Origin of the sequence: Streptomyces sp. NPDC102274 (assembly GCF_044766385.1) — a bacterium.
Classification (GTDB): domain Bacteria; phylum Actinomycetota; class Actinomycetes; order Streptomycetales; family Streptomycetaceae; genus Streptomyces.
Genome location: NZ_JBIWLW010000004.1, coordinates 1 through 24893 on the forward strand (window position 1 = coordinate 1; position 24893 = coordinate 24893).

Below are 24893 nucleotides of genomic sequence, written 5' to 3' on the forward strand. Positions count from 1 at the left end.
GGTTGATAGGCCGGATATGGAAGCCAGGTGACTGGTGGAGTTGACCGGTACTAATAGGCCGAGGGCTTGTCCTCAGTTGCTCGCGTCCACTGTGTTAGTTCTGAAGCAACGAACGGCTGTGTTGTTATCCGGCGGTTCGATATCTTCATAGTGTTTCGGTGGTCATTGCGTGAGGGAAACGCCCGGTTACATTCCGAACCCGGAAGCTAAGCCTCATAGCGCCGATGGTACTGCAGGGGGGACCCTGTGGGAGAGTAGGACGCTGCCGAACAATTGTTGTGGGAATGCCCTGCACCTTCTGGTGCAGGGCATTTCTGCGTTCCGGGTCCGGATTAGGCTCAGTACATGCGCTACGAACTGATCATCTTCGACAACGACGGTGTCCTTGTCGACAGCGAGCCCCTCTCCAACACCATCCTGGCCGCCTATCTCACCGAACTGGGCCATCCCACCTCCTACGAGGACTCCCTTCGGGACTACATGGGAGCCGCTGTTCACCGCGTCCATGACCTGGTGAAGGAGCGGACCGGTGAGCTCCTGCCCGCCGACTTCGACGACACCCTGCACGCCCGTGTCTTCGCCGCCTTCGAGCGGGAGTTGGAGCCCGTCGACGGCGTGACCGAGGTGTTGGAAAAGCTGGCCGGTGACGGGGTGCCCTACTGTGTCGCCTCCTCCGGGAGCCATGAGCGCATCCGCGTCGGGCACCGGAAGACCGGGCTGAACCGGTGGTTCGACGACAGCGTCATCTTCAGCGCGCAGGACGTCGGGCGCGGCAAGCCGGCGCCCGACCTCTTCCTTCATGCCGCCGAGCGCATGGGCGTGGCGCCCGGCCGCTGTGCGGTCGTGGAGGACAGCCCCCTCGGGGTCCGGGCAGCCAGGGCCGCGGGCATGGATGTGTTCGCGTTCACGGCCATGACACCCGCCGCCCAGCTCCCTGGCGCCACCGGGTACTTCAGCAGGATGGCGGAACTACCGGAGCTGCTCGCCTGATCCGTTCCCAGATCCGATCCGCCGTGTGATCTATCTACCCATGGGTAGACGAGCGTCCTACGCTGTCCGGCCATGACGGACGCGCGGTTGCGGCACGGTCGGCTCTCCCTGGCGCTGAGTTTCTTCGTCCAGGGGGTGACCTTCGCCCTGCTCGTGACGCGTATCCCCGCCATCCAGGACCGGTACGGGGTATCCGACGCGCTCCTCCCCGCCTTCCTCGCCGCCGTGCCGGTCCTCGCCGGCGTCGGCAGTGTCGTCACCGAGAAGCTGGTCGTGCGGGTACGGCCCGGGGTGGTGTTGCGCTGGGCACAGCCCGTCGTACTGCTGGCGCTTCTCGGCGCCGGGGCCGGTGGCGAGATGTGGCAGCTCGGCATCGCGCTGGCGGCGTTCGGGCTGTCGGTGGGTGCGCTGGACGCGTCGATGAACATGCTCGGGGTGAGTCTTCAACGGGCGTACGGCCGGAGCATCATGCTCGGCTTCCACGCCGCGTACAGCCTCGGTGGAATCGTCGGGGCCTCGCTCGCCTGGGCAGGCGCGCACTGGGATCTGTCGCTGCTGATGTCGTATCTCCCGGTGGTGGCCGTGCTGTTGCCGGCCGCGCTGATCGGCAGCCGTTGGTACGCGGACGCGGATGCGGACGCCGGCGCCGACCGTACGGACACGGAGCGAGCGGACACGGAGCGAGCGGCGGGGGCCGCGAGCAGGCCGGTCGCGTTCAAGCTGCTCCTGCCCCTCTGCCTCGTCATGGCCTTCGCGTACATCGGTGACTCCACCGTGTCGAACTGGAGCGCCAAGTACCTCCAGGACGTCCTCGGCGGCTCGGAGGAGCTGGCGACCGTTCCATACAACGCCTATATGGTCACGACGCTGCTGGGGCGTGCGGTCGGGGATCTCGGCGTGCGGCGGTTCGGTCCGGTGGCCGTCGTGCGGTGCGGGTCGCTGCTCGCGGGGGCCGGGTTCGCGGTGGTGGCGCCGGCGTCCGGCGCCTGGATGGGGATTCTCGGGTTCACGATGCTTGGACTCGGGCTGTGTGTGATCGTTCCGCAGACTTTCGCGGCGGCCGGACGACTGTTTCCCGCCTCAAGTGACATGGCCGTGGCCCGGCTCAATATCTTCAACTACGTGGGCTTCCTGATTGGATCGCCGCTGGTGGGGGCGGTCGGGGACCTGTGGAGCTACCGGGGCGCGATGCTCGTACCGATGGTGATGGTTTTGGTGACGCTTCTGTACGCCCGCTCGTTCGGGACGGCGCAGGACCGATACGGTGGCGGGCATGAGCGGCCGCGCACGGTTGATGTGGGATGACGCAGTAACGGGATACGACTTCGGGCCCAGCCATCCGATGGATCCCGTACGGCTCGTGCTGACCATGGGGTTGGTGCGGGCGTACGGGCTGGACCGGGCGGCGGACGTGGTGGCCGCGCCGGTCGCCGGGGACTCGACGCTGCGCCTTGTCCACGCGCAGGAGTATGTGGACGCGGTACGGCGGGTGTCGCTGGATCCGCGGGCCGCCGACGGTTCGTACGGTCTCGGCACGCCGGACGATCCGGCCTTCGCCGGGATGCACGAGGCGTCGGCGTTGATCGCCGGGCAGTCGGTCGGTGCGGCCGAGGCGGTGTGGCGCGGGGAGACCGCGCACGCCGTGAACTTCGCGGGCGGGCTGCACCACGCGATGCCCGGGGCGGCGTCCGGGTTCTGTATTTACAACGACGCGTCTCTGGCGATCGCGCGGCTCCTGGAGCTGGGCGCGGAGCGGGTCGCGTACATCGATGTGGACGTGCATCACGGAGACGGTGTCCAGACGGCGTTCTGGGAGGACCCCCGGGTGCTGACGGTGTCGCTGCACGAGCACCCTCGGACGCTCTTCCCGCAGACCGGCTGGGCGGAGGAGACCGGCGGGGGCGCGGGCGAGGGCAGCGCGGTGAATGTGGCGCTGCCGGCCGGGACGGGGGACGAGGGCTGGCTGCGGGCGTTCCACTCGGTGGTGCCCGAGCTGCTGGCGGACTTCCGGCCGCAGGTGCTGGTGACACAGCACGGCGCGGATACGCATTTCGAGGATCCGCTGGCGCATCTCGCGGTGTCCCTCGACGCGCAGCGTGCGGTGCAGGCGTCCTGCCATGACCTGGTGCACGAGTATGTGGACGGCGGGCGGTGGGTCGCGCTGGGCGGCGGCGGGTACGCGGTCGTCGATGTGGTGCCGCGGTCCTGGACCCATCTGGTGGGGATCGCCGCGCACGCGCCGATCGATCCGCTGTCGGAGGTGCCGGAGTCCTGGCGGGACGAGGTGTACGCGCGGACGCGGCAGCTGGGTCCGGGGCGGATGACGGACGGGCGGACGCCGGCCTGGCAGCCGTGGGAGGCCGGATACGATCCGGCGGACCGGCTGGACCAGGCGGTGCTGGCGACGCGCAAGGCGGTGTTCCCGCTGCGGGGGCTGCTGGCGTAGCGGCCGGCGGCCCGGACCTGGCTCGCCGTCCCGGTTCGCCGGTGTGTCGGCCCGCTGTTCCGCTGGTGCGTCGGTTCTTCGGTCCGTTGGTCCGTCGGTCCGCTGTTACGCCAACTGTGCGGTGAATCCGGGGTTCCAGCCCGCGGGAGTGCCGTAAGCGGCAGGATCGTCCGCGTGTTGACCACTGGAGCGCTGCGGGCGCATCTGCTGGCGGCCAGGCTGGCCGGACCCGTGGCCACCTCGCGTGAGGCGAGCCTGCGCAGCTACCGTCTCTTCGCCGCACGCGATCCACGCGTGATGCTCGGACTCGATCCGGAATGGGCATGGAATGAGCAGGACTTGCTCAGGCTCATGGCCGACACGTGTGGAGTTTCCGGCGATTCCGATCATGTGTGGGGCCCGGATGTCATCGATCCCGAGCGGACGCTGACCGCGCTGGACGCGTTCGCCGGTCGGCTGGGCGCCGTGGCGGAGCGGCGGGCTCCGGTGCTGTTCGGGACGGGGCATCCGCATCGGCTGCTCGGTTTCTACGCAGAGCTGGCAGACGCTTTGTCGGCGGCGGGATGTCTCGTCCTCACTCCCGCGCAGGGGCGATGTGTCGACATAACGACCCGGTTCGGGGTACGTACGTACAACCTTGACTACGTACGGGGAGTCGCGCTGATGCGGGAGCCAGGCGTGGGATGCGCGGGGCGTGAGACCGGCGCGCACACCCATTCACCCCTGCCGGTCCGGGTGGCTCTGGAAGGTGTGGCGGACTCCGGGGGGCCGCTGCCCGAGCTCGTCGTGGGGGACCACGGATGGGTCTGCGGGGCAGGTCAGCTGGGCATTGAGGCCATCGGTCTCGCCGATACGGACGACCCCGCGCTGTTCGTCGGGGAGGCGGAGGGGCGGGTGTCCGTGGTCGTTCCTCTTGATGACGCCGTGCGGTCTGATTACTACCGGCCGCTTACGCGCTATGTACTCAATCGAGCATGTCTGTCACAGTAGGCGGCCGAAGGCTGCTCCTCTTCCCCACTCGCATCACCCGCCCCTAGTCTGGTGAGTGAGCGCACAGCGACGAAGAGTTACCGGAGGGGAAGCCGGTGGCCGTCGCGTGCGGAAGGTACAGGTGGGTCATGGCTGCTGGCAGCGAGAGGCCTCTCAACGAGGTCAAGTTCCTTACCGTGGCGGAAGTCGCCTCAGTGATGCGAGTGTCGAAGATGACCGTGTACCGCTTGGTGCACAGCGGTCATCTGCCGGCGATCCGGGTGGGCAGGTCATTCCGGGTTCCGGAGCAAGCGGTTCACGAGTACCTCCGCGAGTCATTTGTGGGGGTCGAGTCTGCGTGATGCCGAGACCGGTACGGCTCGTTCCCCGTCGCGGCGGACGTCGCGGCGGGGTGCGTGGCGCCGGGAGAATCACCTCGGGTGTCCCTCGGATTACGTCCCTCACTCGGCGGCGGGTAGGCTAGGCCGACGTAGGTCGTGTGGGCCCAGACGCCCCGCACCGAGTGAAGAGAAGTGAGCGAGGGTAGTCGTGGGCTCTGTTATCAAGAAGCGGCGTAAGCGGATGGCCAAGAAGAAGCACCGCAAGCTGCTCAAGCGCACCCGCGTTCAGCGTCGCAACAAGAAGTAGCGGCAGCTGTTCGTGTATTCGCGGCCCTTCCACCGACACGGTGGGAGGGCCGCGGTCTTTGCCGGTCAAAGAAATGGTGCGGCGCGCCGTAGGGTCACCACGGCGCAATACCGAGCCGATACGGTGGCGCCCACGGAGACTTTCAGGGGAAGGCGCTGATCTTGGGCAAGGTCGTGCTCGTGACAGGAGCGGCCCGTCAGCTCGGAGGCCGTTTCGTACGGCGCGTTCAGCGCGATTCCGAGGTGGACCGGGTCATCGCCGTGGACGCGGTCCCGCCCGCGCATCAGTTGGACGGGGCGGAATTCGTCCGCGCGGATATCCGGCAGCCGGTTATCGCGCGGATCCTGGCCGAGCACGGAGTCGACACCGTCGTCCATCTGGATGTGACGGGCACTCCACTGGGCTCCGGCGGGCGTACCGCCGTCAAGGAGACCAACGTCATCGGCACGATGCAGTTGCTCGGCGCCTGCCAGAAATCGCCGACGGTGAAGCGGCTGGTGGTCAAGTCCAGTACGAGTGTGTACGGTTCCGCGCCCCGCGATCCGGCGATCTTCACGGAGAGCACGCCGCCCAAATCGCTGCCGAGCGGCGGCTTCGCCAAGGACGCGGTGGAGGTCGAGGGATACGTGCGCGGTTTCGCGCGCCGCAGACCCGATGTGGCGGTCTGTGTGCTGCGCTTCGCGAATATCCTGGGGCCCGCGGCGGACACACCGCTCGCCGAATATCTGTCGCTGCCCGTGCTGCCGACGGTCTTCGGTTATGACCCGCGGCTCCAGTTCGTCCACGAGGACGACGTGGACGACGTCCTGCTGATCGCCTCCGGCGAGCCGCGGCGCGGGACGCTCAACAGCGGGACCTTCAATGTCGCCGGCGAGGGTGTGCTGCTGCTCTCGCAGTGCTCACGCCGACTGGGGCGGCCCACGGTGCCCGTTCCGCTGCCCGCCGTGACCTGGGTCGGTACGGCGCTGCGTACGGTCGGGATGACGGACTTCGCGCCGGAACAGATCAGGCTGTTGACCCACGGCCGGGTGGTCAGCACGGACCAACTGAGCGAGACACTGGGCTTTGTGCCCCGGTACACGACCGCGGAGGCCTTCGCGGACTTCGCGCGCGGCCAGGGCGCCGGGCTGCTGCCGCCCGAGGCGGTGGCCCGTACCGTCGACCGGCTCTCCACTCTCGTCAGCAAGGAGCGCATCTGACATGGCTGATGCCAAGGTCATCCCCTTCGGTGATGAACCGAGGTCGAGGCGTGGATCCGCCGGCGGCCGGCGGCAGCACGCCAAGGACGGTGCCCCGAAGCGCTCGCAGGGGCCGGGGGCGGGGTCGGGCCCGGTACGTACGCCGGGACCGCTGGCACCCGTACCGGAACCGCAGCCGGAACCGGTCCCCGCGAGCGGCTGGGAGCGGCGGCTCGCGGGCGGGCTGGCGTTTCTGCGCCGACGGGTCACCGGCGAGTACGACATCGACGAGTTCGGGTACGACAAGGAGCTCACCGACCAGGTCCTGATGTCGTTGATCCGGCCGCTGTACGAGAACTACTTCCGGGTCGAGGTGAAGGGTATCGAGAACATCCCGTCGGACGGCGGGGCGCTCGTGGTGGCCAATCACTCGGGGACGCTGCCGCTGGACGGGCTGATGATGCAGGTCGCCGTCCGCGACAACCATCCGGCGGACCGGCATCTGCGGCTGCTGGCGGCCGATCTGGTCTTTATGCTGCCCGTGGTCAACGAGTTGGCGCGGAAGGCCGGGCACACCCTGGCATGCGCGGAGGACGCCGAGATACTGCTTCAGCGCGGCGAGGTCGTCGGGGTGATGCCGGAGGGCTTCAAGGGGCTCGGCAAGCCGTTCGGCGACCGGTACAGGCTGCAGCGGTTCGGCCGGGGCGGGTTCGTGTCGACGGCGCTGCGTGCGGGGGCGCCGATCGTGCCGTGCTCGATCGTGGGCGCCGAGGAGATCTATCCGATGATCGGCAACTCGCGGACGCTGGCGCGGCTGCTGGGTGTGCCGTACTTCCCGATCACGCCGACGTTCCCGTGGCTGGGGCCGCTGGGCATGCTGCCGCTGCCGACGAAATGGACGATCCAGTTCGGTGAGCCGATCCCGACGGACGGCTATCCGCCGGAGGCGGCGGAGGATCCGATGCTGATGTTCAATCTGACGGATCAGGTCCGCGAGCAGATCCAGCACTCGCTCTACAAATTGCTGGTGCAGCGGCGGTCGGTGTTCTTCTGAGCTTCCTGCCGAGCGTCCTGTGCGTGTGCACGCACGAGGGGTGGTGCTCCGATGGAGCACCACCCCTCACGCGTAACTGATCCGCGGTAGCCGACCCGCGGTATCTGATCCGCGGTTACTGATCCGCGGTTACTGATCCGCGTCCTCGGCCTTGAAGCCGAGTCCGGGCAGCAGATCCGGCAGCAGCGGCGGGATCGTGACATCCGGTCCGGGACGGTCGGAGCTGTCCTGGTTCTCGGACGGCGACGGGGTGACGCTGCTCTGCGGCGGGTCGAGCAGGCCGCCCGTGCTGCCGCCGAGCAGGCCCTCCTCGGACGCGCTGTCCGGGTCCGGTCCCGACGGGTCGGGCCGGTCACTGGCGTGCGAGCCGCTTCCGCCGCCCTCGCTCGGTGCGGAGGGCGAGGGAACGCTCTGATGGCCGGGGCCGGTGGGGTGGGGCGTGGAGCCGGGGCGGATGGTTCCCGCGTGTTTCTCCGGCGGGCGTGGCAGCAGTGACTGCAGCGGAGCGACCTCTTGGTCTATGGCGTCGAAGACCGAACTGACTTCGTTGCCGACGTCCGTCAGCTGGGCGGGCAGCCGTTCGCGCAGCCCGTTCCAGGCCTGGCGGTGCGAGGCGGAGAACGACGAGAGGGTGGCGATCGGGCCGAGTGAGCCGTCCCGTTCGTATGCCTGATGGAGCAGGCGGTGGCCCTCGGTGGCGTCGTGCTTCATCCCGCTCAGCGTGCGCCGGATCTCGGCCATGGATTCATGGTCGAGCCGGCCGGAGCGGCCTCGCTCCATCAGCCGGCGGGTCTCGCTGAGCCGGGTCGAGGCGTGGTCCAGATACAGCTCGCCGCGGTCGGACTCGTCGTCCGCCAGATTGAGCTTGAAGTCCTCCATTCCTCGTTTCAGTCCGTACAGCGAGTCACCGGGCAGCGCGTCGGAGCTGGCGGCGGCGACACCGCCGAAGGCGCCCGCCGCCACTCCGACCGTGAGCCCGCCCGCCGCAAGGCCTTTGGACCAGCGGGATTTGGGGCGCAATCTCCGGAGGCGGGAGGCCCGGTGGGCGCCCCGTCCGGTCTTGCGCTGCTCCGGCACCGTAGGGCCCGGAGTCGCCCCCCCGGCAGCTGTGCCCTCCAGCAGCATGGCCTCCATGGCTGCCACGAGCTGGGCCCGTTGCACCATTTTGACCTCGGGGTCCAGCGTTGGTTTCGGCAGTTCGCCGAGACCACTCGCCAGGGCCAACAGCCGCCCCTGTTCGGCCGGTTCGGCCGACTCGGCGGGCTGTTCGGCCGCCGCGCCCTGGACCGTCTGGTCTTCCAGGGCCTGGGCGAAGGCGTTCGCCCGCCGGTGTGCCGAAACGTTCGCGATCACTGGCGGCACCTCCTCTCGTCATGACGATCGACTCCCCTGGGGGTCCGGAAGGTTGCACGCCTTGAGCACATCCACACGATTGAGTGAGTGGCTGCGGGCATGGCGTGACCGCAGGGAGCCTGCATCCCGCACAACGAGCGGCGCGGCACATGGGTTACGCGCGAAGGATGATCGGACCAGCGCGTCATCGAGGCGTCACCGACGGTGAGTTGGGTCCGAGGTGGGGGCCGGCGGGGGGTGAACGGCCGACTGGTGGAAGGTGGGGGTGAGTGGGGGGACAGCGGCGGTCAGCGGGCGTCTTCGGGCAGGAGCCGGGCCAGTGTTCGTACGGCTCGGTACTGCAAAGTTTTGATCGCTCCTTCGTTCTTGCCCATGACGCGGGCCGTCTCGGCGACCGAGAGACCTTGCAGGAAGCGCAGTGTGACGCACTCCTGCTGCTGCGGGTTGAGTTTGCGTACGGCTTCGAGCAGTGCCGCGTTCGAGAGGGACTCCAGGACGGAGTCCTCCGGGCTGCGCTCCACCTCGTTGGCGTCGAGCATTTCGCCCGTGGTGACTTCGAGTCGGAAACGGCTCGATTTGAAATGGTCCGCGACCAGGTTCCGGGCGATCGTGACCAGCCAGGCGCCGAAGTCGCGCCCCTGCCAGGTGAAAGTGGAGATCCGGCGCAGGGCGCGCAGGAACGTCTCGCTGGTGAGATCCTCCGCGGTCGCCTTCCCGCCCACGCGGTAGTAGATATAACGGTAGACGGTGTCGCTGTACTGGTCGTACAGCCGGCCGAAGGCCTCGGCCTCACCGGCCTGGGCGCGCTCGACGAGTTCCATCATGCGGGCGCTGTCGCTGTCGGCGGTGGGCCGACGGGCGGTGGTCGAGGCGGCGGTGCTGCTTCGGCTCCCCCGTCTGCCGACCGCCGCACCACCGCTCGCCAGGGCATAACAAGGACCGATAGGGCCGCTCACGGCAGGGGCCGGTGCGGCGAAGGCGGGGACGGCGTACGCGGTGGGGACGAAGCCGCGCAAGTGGTCGAGGACCGTTGCGCGCAGCGTAGCCAGGCCCGAGGCGTCAACCCCGACGTGTGGGTACACGGGACTCCCAGAGGCAGAGCTTCCATCACGTGCAGTGCGGGACCATTCACTCGTCGTGGCGACGTGTGGGGTCCGGTATGCGTCTGAGGAGAATAACGCTTCGTACAGGCAGTGCTACACCCGGTTGCTCAAATCATCGATTACGTCGCTTCCATGACGCCTATGCGGCGTATCTAGTCGCACATCGTGACCATTTATTGATCGGATTGCGTCACGATCTGCCTGCTCTCGTGATGGGTTGTGCCTGAGTGACAGATGTACGTACGGCCCTGCGGGGACTTCCGCAGGGCCGTACGTGTCGATTTGTCTCCCGGCGGCGTGTCTCCACGGCGTGTCCCTCGTTGCGGCCGGGCCGGCGACACAGAGTCAGCGGCCGTCCGTCGGCGAGGCGGAGTCGGCGACGGCGGGTCGGCGGGTCGGCGGCGGTGAGAGTCAGCGGCGGCGGCGGTGCAGGGCGACCGCGGCCGCCGTGCCGCCCGCGAGGGCGCCCACTCCGGCCGCCGCCGGGATGCCGAGCTTGGCCGCCTTGCGGCCGGTCCGGTAGTCGCGCAGCCGCCAGTCCAGCCGGCGCGCGTGCTTGCGGAGCTTGGTGTCCGGGTTGATGGCGTACGGATGTCCGACCAGCGAGAGCATCGGGATGTCGTTGTGCGAGTCGCTGTACGCCGCGCAGCGGTCCAGGTCGAAGCCCTCGGCGGCGGCCAGGGCGCGGACGGCCTCGGCTTTCGCGGGGCCGTGCAGCGGTTCGCCGACGAGCTTGCCGGTGTAGACGCCGTCGATCGATTCGGCGACCGTGCCGAGGGCGCCGGTCAGGCCGAGCCGCCGGGCGATGATCGTCGCGGTCTCGACGGGCGCCGCGGTCACCAGCCAGACCTGCTGGCCCGCGTCCAGGTGGGCCTGGGCGAGGGCGCGGGTGCCGGGCCAGATCCGGTCGGCCATGTACTCGTCGTAGACCTCCTCGCCGATGGACATCAGCTCGGAGACCCGGTGGCCCTTGACGATGGACAGCGCGCTGTCGCGGGCGTCCTGCATGTGCTCGGGGTCCTCGACCCCGGCCAGCCGGAACCACGCCTGCTGCCAGGCGAACCGGGCGAGTTCGCGGCGCTGGAAGAACTTCCGCTTGTACAGGCCGCGGCCCAGATGGAAGATCGCGGCGCCCTGCATCACGGTGTTGTCGAGATCGAAGAAGGCGGCGGCGCGGTTGTCGCCGAAGACGGGGAAGTCGGGCACCTTCTCGGCCTTGGCGGCGGCCTCGGCCTCCGACGCCGCCTGTGACTCCTGTGTGGACCTGAGTCCTGCCTCGGCTGCGGCCTCGCCTGCGAGCACGCTCCGTGCGGTGGCGGAGCGCCTACGGGGGGTGAGCCATCCCAGTGCGGCCATATCGTGAGCATAGCCAGTCTGTTCGGTACTTCCTGACGTGTGGGGATGCCGTGGAGTGAACTCTCCACGGCCGGTGCGTTAATCCGCTGATCGTGTGATCCCGTCCCAGCTGTGGATGACCCGCACCGCCGCGGGCGTGGTGGGCGGAGAATGGCCGCATGAGTCCTCTGCTGCGACGTACGACAAAGAAGAAGGCGGGCGAGCGGATGGTGACGCTCGTCTCGAAGCCAGGATGTCATCTCTGTGACGATGCTCGCTCCGTGATCGAAACGGTGTGCGCGGAAACCGGAGCATCATGGGAGGAAAAGGATATTACCCAGGACGAGATGCTGCATCGCGCGTACTGGGAGCAGATTCCAGTGGTCCTGGTGGACGGGGAGCAGCACACATTCTGGCGGGTCGATGCCGATCGACTCCGTCGCGAACTGGGGGGCTGAAGGGAAAGGCGGTTACCATCGTGGGCGCTTTGCAGGGTTTTCCCTGGTGATCATGGACCGGGCCGCGAGGGCGGTCCCGAGGTGCCACCGGGCGTCCGGGGATCGGTCCCGGGAGGACAGGGGGAGCGGACTCGGGGGCGTATTCGTAAGGAGTGTGTGCGATTTTGCCCCCTATGTGTGTGCAACGGGTGGACGTGGTCTTCGGTTCCACTGTCGCGGGATCGGCGCGCGTGACCCCGGTCACTTTGCTCGGACAAAGCGGACACAATCTTTGTGCACGCGTTCACAAAGACATAACCTGCATTCGACGGGGCGGTCCAGGAACATACGGCCGCCTGCAGCCTCGCTCATCCCGCAGGAGCACCGTGGCAACTGGCCGAACTCACCGACCGGCGACCCGTAGCCGAGGAATCCCCGAGGCCACCGTCGCCAGGCTTCCGCTGTATCTGCGGGCGCTGACCGCTCTGTCCGAGCGTTCCGTACCCACGGTCTCCTCCGAAGAGCTCGCGACCGCGGCCGGGGTCAACTCCGCCAAGTTGCGGAAGGACTTCTCCTATCTCGGCTCCTACGGGACCCGGGGTGTGGGCTACGACGTCGAGTACCTCGTCTACCAGATCTCCCGCGAGCTGGGGCTGACGCAGGACTGGCCGGTCGTCATCGTCGGTATCGGTAACCTCGGCGCCGCGCTCGCCAACTACGGCGGGTTCGCCTCCCGTGGGTTCCGGGTGGCCGCGCTGATAGACGCCGACCCCGCGATGGCCGGCAAGCCGGTCGCCGGGATGCCGGTCCAGCACGCGGACGAGCTGGAGAGGATCATCACCGACAACGGCGTCTCGATCGGAGTCATCGCGACCCCCGCAGGCGCCGCCCAGCAGGTCTGCGAGCGGCTGGTCGCCGCCGGTGTGACCTCGATCCTCAACTTCGCGCCGACCGTGCTCTCCGTGCCGGACGGTGTGGACGTACGCAAGGTCGACCTCTCCATCGAGCTCCAGATCCTCGCCTTCCACGAGCAGCGCAAGGCTGGTGAGGGGGCCGCCGCGGAAGCGGCGCCGGCCGCCGAGCGCGGGAGCGCGGTGGACGCCGCAGAGGTGAACGCCACGGATGTGGATGCGGACGCTCCGGAGGCGGACAGCGCCGCCGCGAGCCGGAAGGGACCCGACGGGGACGTTCCCGCGGTGATGCCGGCATGAGTCTCCTGGTCGTCGGAGTGAGCCACCGCAGCGCACCCGTGAGTGTGCTGGAGCGGGCCTCCCTTGCCACCGACACACAGATCAAGCTGTTGCAGGACTCGCTCGCCGCGGAGCCCGCGACCGAGGCCGCGGTCCTCGCCACCTGCAACCGCATCGAGCTGTACGCCGACGTCGACAAGTTCCACGCCGGGGTCGCCGAGCTGTCCACGCTCCTCGCCCAGCACAGCGGCGTCGGCCTGGAGGAGCTCACTCCGTATCTCTATGTGCACTACGAGGACCGGGCCGTCCACCATCTCTTCTCGGTGGCCTGCGGGCTTGACTCGATGGTCGTCGGCGAGGGCCAGATCCTCGGGCAGATCAAGGACGCGCTGGCACTCGGGCAGGAGCTGCACACCGCGGGCCGGCTGCTCAACGATCTCTTCCAGCAGGCCCTGCGGGTCGGCAAGCGCGCCCACAGCGAGACCGGGATCGACCGGGCCGGGCAGTCGCTGGTCACCTTCGGTCTGGAGCAGCTCGCCGCCGGCACCGCCGTGGACGCCTGGGCCAAGAAGAAGCGCGCGCTGGTGATCGGCGCGGGCTCGATGTCCTCGCTGGCCGCCGCGACGCTCGCGCGCGTCGGCGTCGACGAGATAGTCATCGCCAACCGCACGGCCGCGCGCGCCGACCGGCTCGTACAGATCCTGACGGAGCCCGGCTCGACGGGCGTCCTCGCGCGTGCGGTGGACATGAGCGCCCTCGCCGACGAGCTGACCCGCGCCGATGTGGTCGTGTCCTGCACGGGCGCGACCGGTCTGGTGCTGACCGCCGCCGCGGTCGAGGCGGCGCTGCACAGCCGTACGACCCGGCTGGCCCTGCTCGACCTCGCCATGCCCCGGGACATCGACGGCGCCGTGCACCGGCTCGGCGGGGTCCGGTTCGTGGACATCGAGTCGCTGGCCGAGGCGTCCGCCGACGCCCCCATGGCCACCGATGTCGATCAGGTACGCACCATCGTCTCCGACGAGGTGGCGGCCTTCGGCGCCGCCCAGCGTGCCGCTCACATCACGCCGACCGTGGTCGCGCTGCGCGCCATGGCCGCCGACGTGGTGAGCAGCGAGGTCGCGCGCCTCGAAGGCAGGCTCCCCGGGCTGGACGACAAGCAGCGCGCCGAGATCACCAGGACCGTGCGCCGCGTCGTCGACAAACTCCTGCACGCGCCCACCGTGCGGGTCAAGCAGCTGGCAGGCGAGCCCGGCGGCGCCGGGTACGCGGACGCGCTGCGCGAACTCTTCGACCTCGACCCGCAGACGGTCGCCGCCGTCAGCCGGGCCGACCTGAATGACACCGACGGTGTAGGCAGAGGGCGAGTATGACCGAGAAGGCACTGAGGCCCGAGAAGCCGCTGAGGCTCGGAACCAGGCGCAGCAAGCTCGCCATGGCACAGTCCGGCCACGTGGCGGACGCCGTGCGTGAGCTGACCGGACGGCCGGTGGAGCTGGTCGAGATCACCACGTACGGCGACACCTCCCGCGAGCATCTCGCGCAGATCGGCGGCACGGGCGTCTTCGTCACCGCGCTGCGCGACGCGCTGCTGGCGGGCGAGGTCGACTTCGCCGTGCACTCCCTCAAGGATCTGCCGACGACCCAGCCCGACGATCTGACGCTGGCCGCCGTGCCGCGCCGCGAGGACCCCCGGGACGTGCTGATCGCGCGTGACGGGCTGGCCTTCGAGGAGCTGCCCGCGGGCGCCCGGATCGGTACGGGGTCGCCGCGCCGGATGGCGCAGCTCAACGCGTACGCGCGCAACCACGGCCGCACCATCGAAACCGTACCGATCCGCGGGAACATCGACACGCGGATCGGCTATGTCAGCAGCGGGGAGTTCGACGCCGTCGTGCTCGCCGCCGCCGGGCTTCATCGCATCGGCCGGATCGACGAGGTGACCGAGTTCCTGTCAGTCGACACGGTCCTGCCCGCCCCCGGCCAGGGGGCCCTTGCTGTCGAGTGCGCCGCGGTCAACGTGGACCTCGCCGCAGTGCTCGCCGAGCTCGACGACCCGTACACCCGGGCCGCCGTGACCGCCGAGCGTTCCCTGCTCGCCGCCCTGGAGGCCGGCTGCAGCGCACCCGTGGGTGCGTTGGCCGACCTGCTGGACGACGGACAGGTTGTCAACGAAATGCGCCTGCGCGGCGTCGTCGGCACGACCGACGGCTCGACGCTGGTGCAGCTGTCCACCACCGGTCCCGTACCCACGTCGCACGGCGACGCCATGGCGCTCGGTCGCGAACTCGCGTCCGAGATGCTCGCCAAGGGTGCGGCCGGTCTTATGGGGGAGCGAGCACTTTGAGCCCCACCACCTCTGACCTTCCAGCCTGCTCCGCATCGGGGCACGTCACCTTCCTCGGTGCCGGACCCGGAGATCCGGGTCTGCTGACACTCCGCGCCGTCGAGGCGCTCGCGGGAGCGGACGTACTGATTGCCGAGCCTGATGTGCTCGAAGTCGTACGCGGCCATGCCAGGGCGGGTGTGCACACGCCTGCGCTGACGGTTGTCGACGATGTGTCAGCAGCCGCCGGGATCCCCGCGATCCGGGATGCGGCCAATCTTGTCATGGAGGCCGCGCGGGGCGGCAAGCGGGTCGTACGTGCGGTCTCCGGTGACCCGGGGCTGGACGGCGACGCGGGCACGGAGATGCTCGCCTGTGCCACCGCGGGCATTCCCTTCGAAGTCGTCCCCGGCATCGCCGCCGCGGTCGGTGTGCCGGCGTACGCCGGGGTGCCGCTGCGCGATGCGCAGGGCACGGACGTACGGCTCGTGGACGCCAGGACCGCCGGCGAGCGGTGCTGGACCGAACTCGGCGCGAGCGACGGCACGGCCGTCGTCTCCGCCACCCTGGAGACGGTCGCGGGCGCCGCCGGTGAGCTGGTCGCGGCCGGCCGCAAGCCGGACACCCCGATGACCGTCACCGTCGCCGGTACGACGACCCGTCAGCGCACCTGGAACGCCACGCTCGGCACCATCGCGCAGGTGCTGAAGCAGGCGAAGGTGCTGCCCTCCCCGGAGGGACACCAGCCGGTCATAGCCGTGGTCGGTGAGCGCAGTGCCGCCGCGCAGCGCGACCAGCTCGCGTGGTTCGAGTCCAAGCCCCTGTTCGGCTGGAAGGTGCTCGTTCCGCGCACGAAGGAGCAGGCCGCGTCGCTCTCCGACCAGCTCAGGTCCTACGGCGCGGTCCCGCACGAGGTCCCGACCATCGCGGTCGAGCCGCCGCGCACGCCCCAGCAGATGGAGCGCGCGGTCAAGGGCCTGGTCACCGGCCGGTACGAGTGGATCGCGTTCACCTCCGTCAACGCGGTGAAGGCGGTACGGGAGAAGTTCGAGGAGTACGGGCTCGACGCCCGTGCCTTCGCCGGGATCAAGGTCGCCGCGGTGGGCGAGCAGACTGCCGCGTCGCTCGTGGACTTCGGGGTGAAGCCCGATCTGGTGCCGTCCGGCGAGCAGTCGGCGGCCGGGCTGCTGGAGGACTGGCCGCCGTACGACCCGGTCTTCGACCCGATCGACCGCGTCTTCCTGCCGCGCGCCGACATCGCCACCGAGACGCTGGTGGCGGGGCTGATCGAGCTGGGCTGGGAGGTCGACGACGTCACCGCGTACCGCACGGTGCGCGCCTCGCCGCCGCCGGCCGAGACCCGCGAGGCGATCAAGGGCGGCGGCTTCGACGCCGTGCTCTTCACCTCGTCCTCGACCGTGCGGAACCTGGTCGGTATCGCGGGCAAGCCGCACAACGTGACGGTGATCGCGTGCATCGGCCCGGCGACGGCGAAGACCGCCGAGGAGCACGGGCTGCGTGTCGACGTCCTCTCGCCGGAGCCGTCGGTGCACAAGCTGGCCGAGGCGCTCGCGGCGTTCGGCACGCAGCGCCGCGAGTCGGCGAAGGAGGCGGGCGAAACGGTCACGCGGCCGAGCGAGCGCAGGCCGGGCAGCCGCAGACGCCGTACGACCTGACCTCCGGGCGGGCGGGTGCGTGGAACGATGTGGGGCCGGGTCGCCGAGGCGGCCGGGCCCCGCGGTCGTTTCCGGGCGCGGCCCCGCCGCCGGTTTCCCGATCCCGCCGCCGGTTTCCCGATCCCACCGGCGGTTTCCCGGTCCCGCCGCCGGTTTTCCCGGTCGTGGTGTCGGTAAAGGGGCGGGGATGCCGGGTTTATGGTCGAAGGTGGCCCGACGGCCGGCCGGGCCCCGACGAACCAGCAGACCCAAGAGGCGACTGACGATGACTGTTCACGGATCGTTCCCCGGCTCGCGGCCCCGGCGGTTGCGGGTGAACCCGGTGATGCGGCGGATGGTGGCCGAGACCCGGCTGCACCCGGCGGATCTCATCCTTCCCGCGTTCGTACGCGAGGGCATCAGCCGGCCCGTTCCCATCTCCGCGATGCCCGGCGTCGTCCAGCACACGCTGGACACGCTGCGCAAGACGGCGGTGGAGGCGGCCGCGGCCGGTGTCTCCGGGATCATGCTCTTCGGCATCCCCGAGGAGGACAAGAAGGACGCGACGGGTACGGCGGGCACGGACCCGGACGGGATCCTCCAGGCCGGTATCCGCGCGGTGCGGGAAGAGCTCGGTGACGACCTGGTCGTCATGTCCGACCTGTGCCTGGACGAGTTCACCGACCATGGCCACTGCGGGGTGCTGGACGGCCAGGGGCGGGTCGACAACGACGCGACCCTGGAGCGGTACGCCGAGATGGCCCAGGTCCAGGCCGACGCGGGCGCCCATGTGGTGGGCGCCAGCGGCATGATGGACGGTCAGGTCGGCGTCGCACGCGACGCGCTCGACACGATCGGCAGGGAGGACGTGTCGATCCTCGCGTACACCGCGAAGTACGCCTCCGCGTTCTACGGCCCGTTCCGGGAGGCCGTCGGCTCCTCGCTGAAGGGCGACCGCAAGACCTACCAGCAGGACCCGGCCAACGCCCGGGAGTCCCTGCGCGAGCTGGCGCTCGACCTCGAAGAGGGCGCCGACATGGTGATGGTCAAGCCGGCGCTGCCGTATCTGGACATCCTGGCGCGCATCGCGGCGGAGGTGGACGTGCCGATCGCGGCCTACCAGATCTCCGGCGAGTACGCGATGGTCGAGGCGGCGGCGGAGAAGGGCTGGATCGACCGCGACGCCGCGATCCTGGAGACCCTGACCGGGGTCAAGCGCGCGGGCGCGAACATGATCCTGACGTACTGGGCGACGGAGGTGGCGCGGAAGCTCTGATGTCAGAGGCTGCTGGTAGAACAGGGCGCACCGACGTCGGACCCAAGAATCTCGGGAGCCCCCCTTGTCCTACGTGCAACACGTCGAGCATTTCCACGGACTTCCCGTACTGACCGTGCCGCCGTACACACCCGCCACGGATCTGCCCGACGCGGCCTCCGTCGCCTGGCGTCTTCAGACCGGGCCGTACTCGTCCGACGAGGACTACGAGGATTACTGGGACCGCTTCACCAGCACGGTGGAACTGGAGAAGGTACGGGCGCTCGTCCTCGGCCATGGCGCGCACTACATGTCCGACGGGATGCTCATCGACCTCAACTCCCGGCTGGTCGGGCTCGAAGCGCTCTTCCTCAGCGACCTGGAGGACGAGGAAGAGATGATCTCCTCGATCGGCCAGTCGAATCTCGCACCGCTCCTGGAGGCGTTCCCCGGTCTGCGGGAGCTCGCCGTCCGCGGAGGGGAGGGGCTGGCCTTTCCCGTGGCAGGGCACGCGGGGCTGCGGGTGCTGCGTATCGAGTCCGGTGGGCTGCCTCCCGAGGCGGCCGAGCACATCGCCGCCGCCGACCTGCCCTCGCTGGAGCGGCTTGAGCTGTGGCTGGGCGACGAGGACTACGGGGGCGGCACCACGGTCGAGCAACTCGCCCCGCTCCTCGCGGGTGAACGCAAGCCCGCACTGCGTCACTTGGGCCTACAGAACAGCCCCATCCAGGACGAGCTGGCCGCCGCGATCGCCTCCGCGCCGGTCGTGCCGCGGCTCAACTCGTTGAGCCTGTCCATGGGCACGCTCTCCGACGAGGGCGCGGAGGCGCTGCTCCACGGGCAGCCGCTCACCCATCTCAAGGAACTCGACCTTTCGCACCACTTCCTCAGCGAGGCCATGATGCTGCGGATATGGACGGCGCTGGAGCCCGCGGGGGTTCGGGTGAACCTCTACGGGCGGAACGACCGGGAGCACGACAGCTGGGCGGACGACGACGAGGAGTCCGGGGACGGCGGCCGTTACATCGCGGTGGCCGAGTGATCAACACGCCTGATTCCCGCCGTACTCGCCCCGCGCACCCGCACCGCTCCCGAAAGGTTCACGATGTCGAACAGCTCTGAATCGCAGGACCCGGAGGACCTCCGGATCACCCGCCTCCGGGTGAGGCGTGAGACCTCCTTCGTGAAGCCCGACCGGCCGGTGAGGTTCGGGCATGTTCTGTACGCCGCGGCCTCGTTGGAGTGCTCACCCGCCGCCATCGTGTCGAGGCTGACCGCACTGGGATACGCCGACATCGAGCTTCCCGACATCCCGCTGCCTCTCACGGTCGACCGGGACGACGCTCTGCTGATCAAGGAGGAGGCGTACAACCTGTCGTGGCTCGAACTCGGCAAGCCCGTGTCGCTGCGGCACATACTCGCCGCGGCGGGGCGGGTGGGGCGGAGCCCCGCCCATGCCGCACGTCGGCTGACCGCCTTCGGCTACGCGGTCCCGGCCGGCCATCCGCTGCCCGAGTCCCCGGACACCCGGGACATCGTGCTGATCCGCGCGCAGCCCAGGGGCAATGGAGATTGGCTGGACCGGGGCGCGGAGGTGCCCGCGCACCATGTGCTCAGCGCCGCGGCGGAGCTCGGGTACAGCCCGCACGCCGCCGCCAACCGTCTGGTCGGGCTCGGCTTCCGGCTGCCGTACACCCCTGAACCCGGGGACGAGCGGATTCTCAGGTACGGGGTCGGCCACAGGGCCTGGCCGTCCCGGTACTCGTCGGTGCCCAGCGGGCACGTCCTCGATGTCGCACGGGAGACGGGCCGGCCGCAGGCGGCCATCGTCGACCGGCTGGCGGAGCTGGGCTGCCGCACGGACGCGCCCGCACCGGACGCCCCGGAGGAGGACGATCTCTTTCTCCTCAGCCAGGAACTCGACGGCCGCGCGCCCTGGTTGTGGGTGAACGGTGTCGTCGGGGTGCAGTTGCGGCACATCCTGCGCGCCTCCCTCGCGACGGGACGGACCCCGGCGGAGATCACCGAGAGGCTGGCCACGCTGGGGCATTGGCTGCACGCCAACGCGAAGGTGCCCGCGGTCGCGGATGTGGAGGACATCCGGCTGCTGGAGACGGTCGACCGCTCGTTCCTGGACAACGTCCACCTTGAGCATGTCCTGCGCAGCGCGAGTCTGACGGGGAGAAGCCCGGCGGACGTCGCGTCGCGGCTGACCGCCCTCGGCTACCGGCTGCCGGACGAGGTGGAGTACCCGGAGGTACGGGGTACGGTCGCGGCCTGACGGGCGCCCGTACCGCCTGGACGGCCGGGAGCGCCCGTACTGCGCTCGTACCGCCGGGACTCTGTTGGTGAATTCGGGGTCTCGCTCGCCGCTTCGCCCCGCCGGTCGTGTGACCGGCGGGCGAAGTGCCGCGGAGTGCTGGTTCCGGTTCGGGACAGCGGAGTTCGGGGGCCGAGTCGCGTACGGCGACCGGGGTCAGGCTTCGCAGAACGGCATGGTCCGCAGGTATCCGCCGAGGTTCTCGTCGTCGGTGCCCAACAGTGCATCGGCGGACCCGGGCAGACACTCCACCCCCTCGATCTTGTACTGCGGGAACGTCCCGAGAAGGGCCGGGGACGCCGCGAGCGTGACCCGTACCCGGCCCGCGGCCGACACGGTCACCCGGCCCGCGTCGCTCACCGCGGAGTCGAACGGTCCGTCGTCACCGGCGTCCGCCGCCGAACTCGCGATGATCCGGCCGGAGCGGGTCACCGAGATGTCGGAGATGTGCCGCGTGCCGTCGTCGGTCGGGTACGCCGCCCGGTAGGCCCGGCGTGTCACGGCGCCGAACTGCGGCTGGCCCCAGGGGGCGAACGAGAGGGGCGCCGCGTACAGCGTGGCGGGTCGATCCGCGCCGGCTCCCCGGTCCGCCCACAGGGCCCCGAGTTTCCCGTTCTGGGCGACGAGCGCGAGGCTCTCGAAGTCGTCGCCCTCGCCGATCGCCGGCAGCGGTGTGTAGTCGACGACCGTCGCCGTGGAGCCGGTGACCTTCAGGCGGTAGACGATGCCGCGGCTGGTGAGAGCCAGATACTCCCTCGGCATCCCGGGGATGGCCTCGATGGCCTCCAGGTCGACCGGTTCCGGCCCGTCCCAGGTAATCGGGGAGATCGCGTCGGCACCCTCCCCGCGGGTGATCCGGGACAGACGCTGCTGCCCGGTCCGCTTGTTGTCGTGCACGACCAGCACGTGCGCCCCCGCTCCGTCTCCGGTACGGCCTTCGAACGCCAGGCCGCTGACACCGCTGCGGGCGTCGCTGCCCACTTTCTGCCATTCGCTGTCCGCACCGGCTGGGACGGTGCCGAGCACCGTCATCAGCGCGGTCATCAGCGCGGTGGACGCGGTGAGCCAGGCCGTACGCCGCGACATCGGGAGGTTCATGGGGGCCGCTCGCCTTCTGTGTCCGACAGACGCGAGGTCACGCGCCGGGCGCCAGGTTATTGATCATGGCCCGCGCGTCCCAGCGACCGTTACGCCATTCGCCGTAGCGTCCGCCGGACAGGGGTCCCTCCGGCAGGGCCCTGGCCGCCGTTCCGGCAGGGCCCCGTCCGGTCAGGGGCGTCACCAGGTGAGGGCGTCCGCCATGTCCGCCTGCCAGTACGTCACGGACGCGCTGTCGGCGATCGACGTTCCCGCGGGGAGCGAGATGGGGCCGGCGGGGGAGCCCTCCGAGCCCTGGTTGTCGCGTCCGGGGAAGTGGACGGTCAGGTTGTCCGCCGGGGTGGTGGGGGCTCCGTCGGCGCCGCCCAGGGTGATCGAGGCGTAGGCGGAGTCTCCGGGGGCGAGGGTGACGACGGCCTGCGGCTGGCTGTCCTCGTTGATCTGCGTGGCGGCCTGGGCTTCGTCGAAGCGGAGGAGGGGGGCGTAGTAGGCGTTGCAGTTCGTGCTGCCGGTGTTGGTGACCGTCAGGAGAAGGTGGTTGATCGGCCGGGTCACCTCGCTGACCTTGACCTTGGTGTTGGCACCCGTGCAGGTGGTGTCCTTGGTGGCGGTGCCGCTCTTGCTGTTGCCGCTCTTGCTGTTGCCGGTGTTGGAGCCGGGCTTGGCCGTGCCGCCGGAGGTGGTGCCTGTGCCGTTGCTGGTGCCGCTGTTGCTGCCGTTGCTGCTGATCTGGTCGGCGGGCTGCTGCTTGTTGTCCGTGGGCGCCTGCTGCTCGGCCGGCGGCGTGCTGGAGGACGCGACGGTCCCTACGGAGTCCTTCACGGCGCCGGCAGAGGCGGCGGAGGTGTCGCCGGTTCCGCAGGCGGTGAGGGCGAGGGAGGCGACGAGAGCGGTGACGGCAGCGGCGGCGGCGCGGTTACGGATGGTACGCATGATGGTGGAGCCCCGTTTCGGTGAGGTGTCGAGTGATGCGGTTGGTGGTGTGGTCAGTGCCGGTTGATGATCGTGAGCACGACCGCGGTGGAGGCGATCAGTACGACGACGGCCAACGCGTCGACCACGCTGATACGGAGTCGGATTCTGATTGCTGCTCCCCGTTCGGCTGGTGCTGCACTCACCTTGCGGGGCGGCCGGAAGCCGCCGCAATCGGCAAGGGAGAATGGGGGAAGCTGGAATGCTCACACGTCCCTGACCTGGGGGGACGTGGTTTCCCTGGAACGCGTTCCCGGGACGTACCAGCAGGGACGAGAAGGGGGCACAGCGAGTGGCGACCACCGAGGCCGAGGCTTTCGCGGAACTCATCAGGGGCCTGAAGGACCGCTCGGGGCGGAGTTACGGCGTCCTCGCCGGGAAACTCCATGTCAGTACGTCCACGCTGCACCGCTACTGCAACGGAGACGCCGTGCCGACCGACTACGCGTCGGTGGAGCGGCTCGCGCGGCTGTGCGGGGCCAACGCCGAGGAACTGGTCGAGCTGCACCGGCGGTGGATCCTCGCGGACGAGGCGAGACGGCGGGCCCGGTCAGCTCCGTCGGCCTCGGCAGCGTCCGTCGCTCCGGCGTCCGACTCCCCGACGTCCGTCTCCCCGGCGGCCGATTCCCTGGCGCCCGACTCGGGGACGGCTGCGCCTCAAGGTCAGGCCGAGGCTCCGGGTGAGGTTGCCCCCGAGTTGGAGCGCGGACGCGAGCTCAAGGGCGGATCCGAGCCCGAGTTGGAGCGTGGACCCGAGCTGGGGCACGGGCCCGTCGCCGGGTCCCGTGTCATTCGTCTGCCCCGTACCAAACGCCTGCGTCTTGTTCTCGCCGCCGTGGCGGTCGTAGCGGTCGCCGTTCCCGCCATCGCCTACGGCAGCGGGGCCACGCGGACCGATGACCATTCCGTCGCCACAGGGGTGTCGGATGCCCCGAGCCGGGAGTCGGAGGAGACCGCGTCACCCTCCGTCTCGCCGGACGGCAAGGACAAGGAAACGCCGTCCGCCTCGCCGTCCACCTCCACCTCCGCCTCCCGGAGCGCGAGCCCGTCCGCCGAACCCGGCGCGAGTACGAAGTCCACGCCGCCCGGCCGGACCTCCGGTGGCGCGGTGCCGGTGTCGGTGAAAACCCGGCCGTACGCCTTCGAGGACCCCTGCAGTCAGCACTACCTCATCGACAGCCCGCCGGAGCAGGTCCCTCCGCCGCCCACCGAGCAGGACGCGCCCGGCTGGGTCGGCGCGCTCGGCGGGGTCGCGAGCGACGGTCAGTTCATCGAACTGACCATGCAGGGCACGACCGGCGACACGGTCGTCCTGCAAGCGCTGCGCGTGCAGATCGTGAAGAGCGACGCCCCGCTCGCCTGGACCGACTACGCGATGGGCGTCGGCTGCGGCGGCGGCGTTTCCACGAAGTCCTTCGCCGTCAACCTGGACGCGGGCCGGCCCAGTTCCGTTCCTAAGGCCGGACAGCGGGACTTCCCGTACAAGGTCAGCGAGTCGGACCCCGAGGTCTTCTACATCTCCGCCAGTTCGAAGACGCGGGACGTCAGCTGGTACCTGGAGCTGGAGTGGTCCAGCGGTGAGCGGCAGGGCACGATCCGCGTGGACGACAACGGGAAGCCCTTCCGTACAAGCGGGGCGGCGGGGCGTCCGTCGTACGACTACCCGCCGAACGGGTCGGAGTGGGGGAAGGCCGCGACCGGCTGACGGATGTACGCGCGGCGCTACTGTTACCGCTGCCGTTCGGTCCTGTCCGGCTCGGGCTCGTCCAGCGCAGCCGCGATCACGGCCGCCGGGTTGTCGCGGTAGACCGAATGGCCCGCTCCCTCCACCGCCGTCCACCGGAAATCCGCCTTCGCGCTGCCGATGCGGCGGCCGTCGTCGGCGGTGAAGACCGGGTCGCGTCGGGGATCGGCGGCGAGCACGGTCACGGGACGGGCGTACTCCGTCAGTTCCTTCTCGTACGACCACGGCGCGTTTTTCCGCAGGAAGCTCTCGACGACGTACGGACTGGTCCGGCGCGCTGCCTGGACCTTGAGGAACACGTCCTCGGGGTGCCACTCCGGGTGGTCGCGGAGCAGCGATTCCGGGGTCGCGTTCAGCTCGGTGAGTATTCCGCGTACGACCTCCTCGACCCCGTCCGAGACCGTGATGACGGGGTCGAGCAGGAGGAGGCGCGATGCCCAGCCGGGCTCGGCGCTCGCCGCCGCGGTCGCCACGACGCCGCCGAGGGAGTGGCCGACGACCAGATCCCACGCACCGCCGCCGTCCGGGGTGAGGGGGAGTACGTCGGCGGCGAACCCCTCGATGTCGTAGCGCCGCGTACGGGGCGCGAGACCATGGCCGCGCAGATCGGGGGCGGTGACCGACCAGCCGGCTTCGGCCAGTTCGTCCGCCACGAGCCACCAGCAGGCCGCCGCCGACGTCAGTCCGTGGAGGAACAAGGCGTGCCGGGACGCGTCCGGCCGTCCCCAGCGCATGAGGGGCAGTTGAACGGCCGTGGGAGTGGTCGCGGTCGTGACGGAGGAGGTCTCTCGCTGATCCATTGCGTCATAAAATCACGCTC

24 protein-coding genes and 1 rRNA gene are annotated in these 24893 nt (G+C 69.8%); 18 read left to right on the plus strand and 7 right to left on the minus strand.

The window, feature by feature from the left end; all coding sequences use genetic code 11:
* Positions 1-154 precede the first annotated feature (154 nt).
* From rrf to ACIRQP_RS06565, 9 genes are all read left to right on the plus strand, one after another.
* Positions 155-271: ribosomal RNA gene (rrf, locus tag ACIRQP_RS06525) — 5S ribosomal RNA — on the plus strand.
* Positions 272-345: 74 nt separating this feature from the next.
* Positions 346-990: an HAD family hydrolase gene (locus tag ACIRQP_RS06530; RefSeq protein ID WP_403884412.1), complete on the plus strand. Its 645-nt coding sequence runs from the start codon at positions 346-348 to the stop codon at positions 988-990.
* Positions 991-1062: 72 nt separating this feature from the next.
* Entirely contained in the window at positions 1063-2295 is a 1233-nt protein-coding gene (locus ACIRQP_RS06535; RefSeq protein WP_403884415.1) for an MFS transporter, read from the plus strand.
* Complete coding sequence (locus ACIRQP_RS06540) at positions 2264-3436, plus strand: acetoin utilization protein AcuC (RefSeq protein WP_403884418.1); 1173 nt, start codon at positions 2264-2266, stop codon at positions 3434-3436. Before ACIRQP_RS06535 ends, ACIRQP_RS06540 begins: the two co-directional genes overlap by 32 nt.
* A 174-nt stretch (positions 3437-3610) precedes the next feature.
* Positions 3611-4426 (plus strand): phosphatase, encoded by an 816-nt coding sequence (locus ACIRQP_RS06545; RefSeq protein WP_403884421.1) that lies wholly within the window; start codon positions 3611-3613, stop codon positions 4424-4426.
* A gap of 128 nt (positions 4427-4554) precedes the next feature.
* The gene (locus ACIRQP_RS06550) at positions 4555-4767 is read left to right on the plus strand and encodes a helix-turn-helix domain-containing protein (protein ID WP_014046653.1); all 213 of its coding nucleotides are present in this window, start codon (positions 4555-4557) and stop codon (positions 4765-4767) included.
* A gap of 187 nt (positions 4768-4954) precedes the next feature.
* The gene (locus ACIRQP_RS06555; RefSeq protein WP_003948845.1) at positions 4955-5053 is read left to right on the plus strand and encodes a 30S ribosomal protein bS22; all 99 of its coding nucleotides are present in this window, start codon (positions 4955-4957) and stop codon (positions 5051-5053) included.
* A 161-nt stretch (positions 5054-5214) separates the two neighbouring features.
* Entirely contained in the window at positions 5215-6252 is a 1038-nt protein-coding gene (locus ACIRQP_RS06560; RefSeq protein WP_403884424.1) for an NAD-dependent epimerase/dehydratase family protein, read from the plus strand.
* Position 6253: 1 nt separating this feature from the next.
* Positions 6254-7285 (plus strand): lysophospholipid acyltransferase family protein, encoded by a 1032-nt coding sequence (locus ACIRQP_RS06565; protein ID WP_403884427.1) that lies wholly within the window; start codon positions 6254-6256, stop codon positions 7283-7285.
* Between the two features lie 129 nt (positions 7286-7414).
* Here the strand turns inward: ACIRQP_RS06565 and ACIRQP_RS06570 are convergent, their stop codons facing one another.
* From ACIRQP_RS06570 to ACIRQP_RS06580, 3 genes are all read right to left on the minus strand, one after another.
* Positions 7415-8638, minus strand: a complete 1224-nt coding sequence (locus ACIRQP_RS06570) for a DUF5667 domain-containing protein (RefSeq protein WP_403884430.1) — start codon at positions 8636-8638, stop codon at positions 7415-7417.
* Positions 8639-8925: 287 nt separating this feature from the next.
* Positions 8926-9720: an ECF subfamily RNA polymerase sigma factor, BldN family gene (locus ACIRQP_RS06575; RefSeq protein ID WP_129773328.1), complete on the minus strand. Its 795-nt coding sequence runs from the start codon at positions 9718-9720 to the stop codon at positions 8926-8928.
* A gap of 432 nt (positions 9721-10152) precedes the next feature.
* Positions 10153-11097: an HAD family hydrolase gene (locus tag ACIRQP_RS06580; protein WP_403884433.1), complete on the minus strand. Its 945-nt coding sequence runs from the start codon at positions 11095-11097 to the stop codon at positions 10153-10155.
* Between the two features lie 158 nt (positions 11098-11255).
* On the opposite strand from ACIRQP_RS06580, the gene ACIRQP_RS06585 reads away from it, so the two are divergent.
* The 8 genes from ACIRQP_RS06585 (at position 11256) to ACIRQP_RS06620 (ending at position 20220) form a co-directional block, all read left to right on the plus strand.
* Entirely contained in the window at positions 11256-11534 is a 279-nt protein-coding gene (locus tag ACIRQP_RS06585) for a glutaredoxin family protein (protein ID WP_403884436.1), read from the plus strand.
* A 365-nt stretch (positions 11535-11899) separates the two neighbouring features.
* Positions 11900-12724, plus strand: a complete 825-nt coding sequence (locus ACIRQP_RS06590) for a redox-sensing transcriptional repressor Rex (protein WP_403884439.1) — start codon at positions 11900-11902, stop codon at positions 12722-12724.
* Positions 12721-14076, plus strand: a complete 1356-nt coding sequence (locus ACIRQP_RS06595) for a glutamyl-tRNA reductase (protein WP_403884442.1) — start codon at positions 12721-12723, stop codon at positions 14074-14076. Before ACIRQP_RS06590 ends, ACIRQP_RS06595 begins: the two co-directional genes overlap by 4 nt.
* The gene (gene hemC, locus ACIRQP_RS06600; protein WP_403884445.1) at positions 14073-15050 is read left to right on the plus strand and encodes a hydroxymethylbilane synthase; all 978 of its coding nucleotides are present in this window, start codon (positions 14073-14075) and stop codon (positions 15048-15050) included. The genes ACIRQP_RS06595 and hemC overlap by 4 nt, the downstream gene beginning before the upstream one ends.
* Entirely contained in the window at positions 15047-16705 is a 1659-nt protein-coding gene (locus ACIRQP_RS06605; RefSeq protein WP_403884448.1) for a uroporphyrinogen-III synthase, read from the plus strand. Before hemC ends, ACIRQP_RS06605 begins: the two co-directional genes overlap by 4 nt.
* Before the next feature lie 265 nt (positions 16706-16970).
* Entirely contained in the window at positions 16971-17960 is a 990-nt protein-coding gene (hemB, locus tag ACIRQP_RS06610) for a porphobilinogen synthase (protein ID WP_403884451.1), read from the plus strand.
* Positions 17961-18033: 73 nt separating this feature from the next.
* Positions 18034-18981, plus strand: coding sequence for an STM4015 family protein (locus ACIRQP_RS06615; RefSeq protein ID WP_403885332.1), 948 nt, complete (start codon positions 18034-18036; stop codon positions 18979-18981).
* A 63-nt stretch (positions 18982-19044) separates the two neighbouring features.
* The gene (locus ACIRQP_RS06620) at positions 19045-20220 is read left to right on the plus strand and encodes a hypothetical protein (protein ID WP_403884454.1); all 1176 of its coding nucleotides are present in this window, start codon (positions 19045-19047) and stop codon (positions 20218-20220) included.
* 195 nt (positions 20221-20415) lie between these two features.
* Here the strand turns inward: ACIRQP_RS06620 and ACIRQP_RS06625 are convergent, their stop codons facing one another.
* From ACIRQP_RS06625 to ACIRQP_RS06635, 3 genes are all read right to left on the minus strand, one after another.
* Positions 20416-21357, minus strand: a complete 942-nt coding sequence (locus ACIRQP_RS06625) for a hypothetical protein (protein WP_403884457.1) — start codon at positions 21355-21357, stop codon at positions 20416-20418.
* A 180-nt stretch (positions 21358-21537) separates the two neighbouring features.
* Positions 21538-22290, minus strand: coding sequence for a DUF4232 domain-containing protein (locus tag ACIRQP_RS06630; protein WP_403884460.1), 753 nt, complete (start codon positions 22288-22290; stop codon positions 21538-21540).
* Positions 22291-22343: 53 nt separating this feature from the next.
* Positions 22344-22475, minus strand: coding sequence for a hypothetical protein (locus tag ACIRQP_RS06635; RefSeq protein WP_403884464.1), 132 nt, complete (start codon positions 22473-22475; stop codon positions 22344-22346).
* Positions 22476-22621: 146 nt separating this feature from the next.
* Between ACIRQP_RS06635 and ACIRQP_RS06640 the strand changes: the two genes are divergently transcribed.
* Positions 22622-24034 carry a helix-turn-helix domain-containing protein gene (locus ACIRQP_RS06640; protein ID WP_403884467.1) on the plus strand — a complete coding sequence of 471 codons (1413 nt, stop codon included), beginning with the start codon at positions 22622-22624 and terminating at the stop codon, positions 24032-24034.
* Between the two features lie 23 nt (positions 24035-24057).
* Here the strand turns inward: ACIRQP_RS06640 and ACIRQP_RS06645 are convergent, their stop codons facing one another.
* Positions 24058-24873: an alpha/beta fold hydrolase gene (locus ACIRQP_RS06645; RefSeq protein WP_403884470.1), complete on the minus strand. Its 816-nt coding sequence runs from the start codon at positions 24871-24873 to the stop codon at positions 24058-24060.
* Positions 24874-24893 lie beyond the last annotated feature (20 nt).

Bases quoted from the DNA above. Each gene is read 5' to 3' on its own strand.
- ACIRQP_RS06620 (WP_403884454.1), top strand. From the start codon at position 19,045: ATGTCGAACAGCTCTGAATCGCAGGACCCGGAGGACCTCCGGATCACC.
- ACIRQP_RS06580 (WP_403884433.1), bottom strand. From the start codon at position 11,097: ATGGCCGCACTGGGATGGCTCACCCCCCGTAGGCGCTCCGCCACCGCA.
- ACIRQP_RS06630 (WP_403884460.1), bottom strand. From the start codon at position 22,290: ATGCGTACCATCCGTAACCGCGCCGCCGCCGCTGCCGTCACCGCTCTC.
- ACIRQP_RS06540 (WP_403884418.1), top strand. From the start codon at position 2,264: ATGAGCGGCCGCGCACGGTTGATGTGGGATGACGCAGTAACGGGATAC.
- ACIRQP_RS06595 (WP_403884442.1), top strand. From the start codon at position 12,721: ATGAGTCTCCTGGTCGTCGGAGTGAGCCACCGCAGCGCACCCGTGAGT.
- ACIRQP_RS06645 (WP_403884470.1), bottom strand. From the start codon at position 24,873: ATGGATCAGCGAGAGACCTCCTCCGTCACGACCGCGACCACTCCCACG.
- hemB (WP_403884451.1), top strand. From the start codon at position 16,971: ATGACTGTTCACGGATCGTTCCCCGGCTCGCGGCCCCGGCGGTTGCGG.
- ACIRQP_RS06565 (WP_403884427.1), top strand. From the start codon at position 6,254: ATGGCTGATGCCAAGGTCATCCCCTTCGGTGATGAACCGAGGTCGAGG.
- ACIRQP_RS06585 (WP_403884436.1), top strand. From the start codon at position 11,256: ATGAGTCCTCTGCTGCGACGTACGACAAAGAAGAAGGCGGGCGAGCGG.
- ACIRQP_RS06550 (WP_014046653.1), top strand. From the start codon at position 4,555: ATGGCTGCTGGCAGCGAGAGGCCTCTCAACGAGGTCAAGTTCCTTACC.
- hemC (WP_403884445.1), top strand. From the start codon at position 14,073: ATGACCGAGAAGGCACTGAGGCCCGAGAAGCCGCTGAGGCTCGGAACC.
- ACIRQP_RS06625 (WP_403884457.1), bottom strand. From the start codon at position 21,357: ATGAACCTCCCGATGTCGCGGCGTACGGCCTGGCTCACCGCGTCCACC.
- ACIRQP_RS06535 (WP_403884415.1), top strand. From the start codon at position 1,063: ATGACGGACGCGCGGTTGCGGCACGGTCGGCTCTCCCTGGCGCTGAGT.
- ACIRQP_RS06530 (WP_403884412.1), top strand. From the start codon at position 346: ATGCGCTACGAACTGATCATCTTCGACAACGACGGTGTCCTTGTCGAC.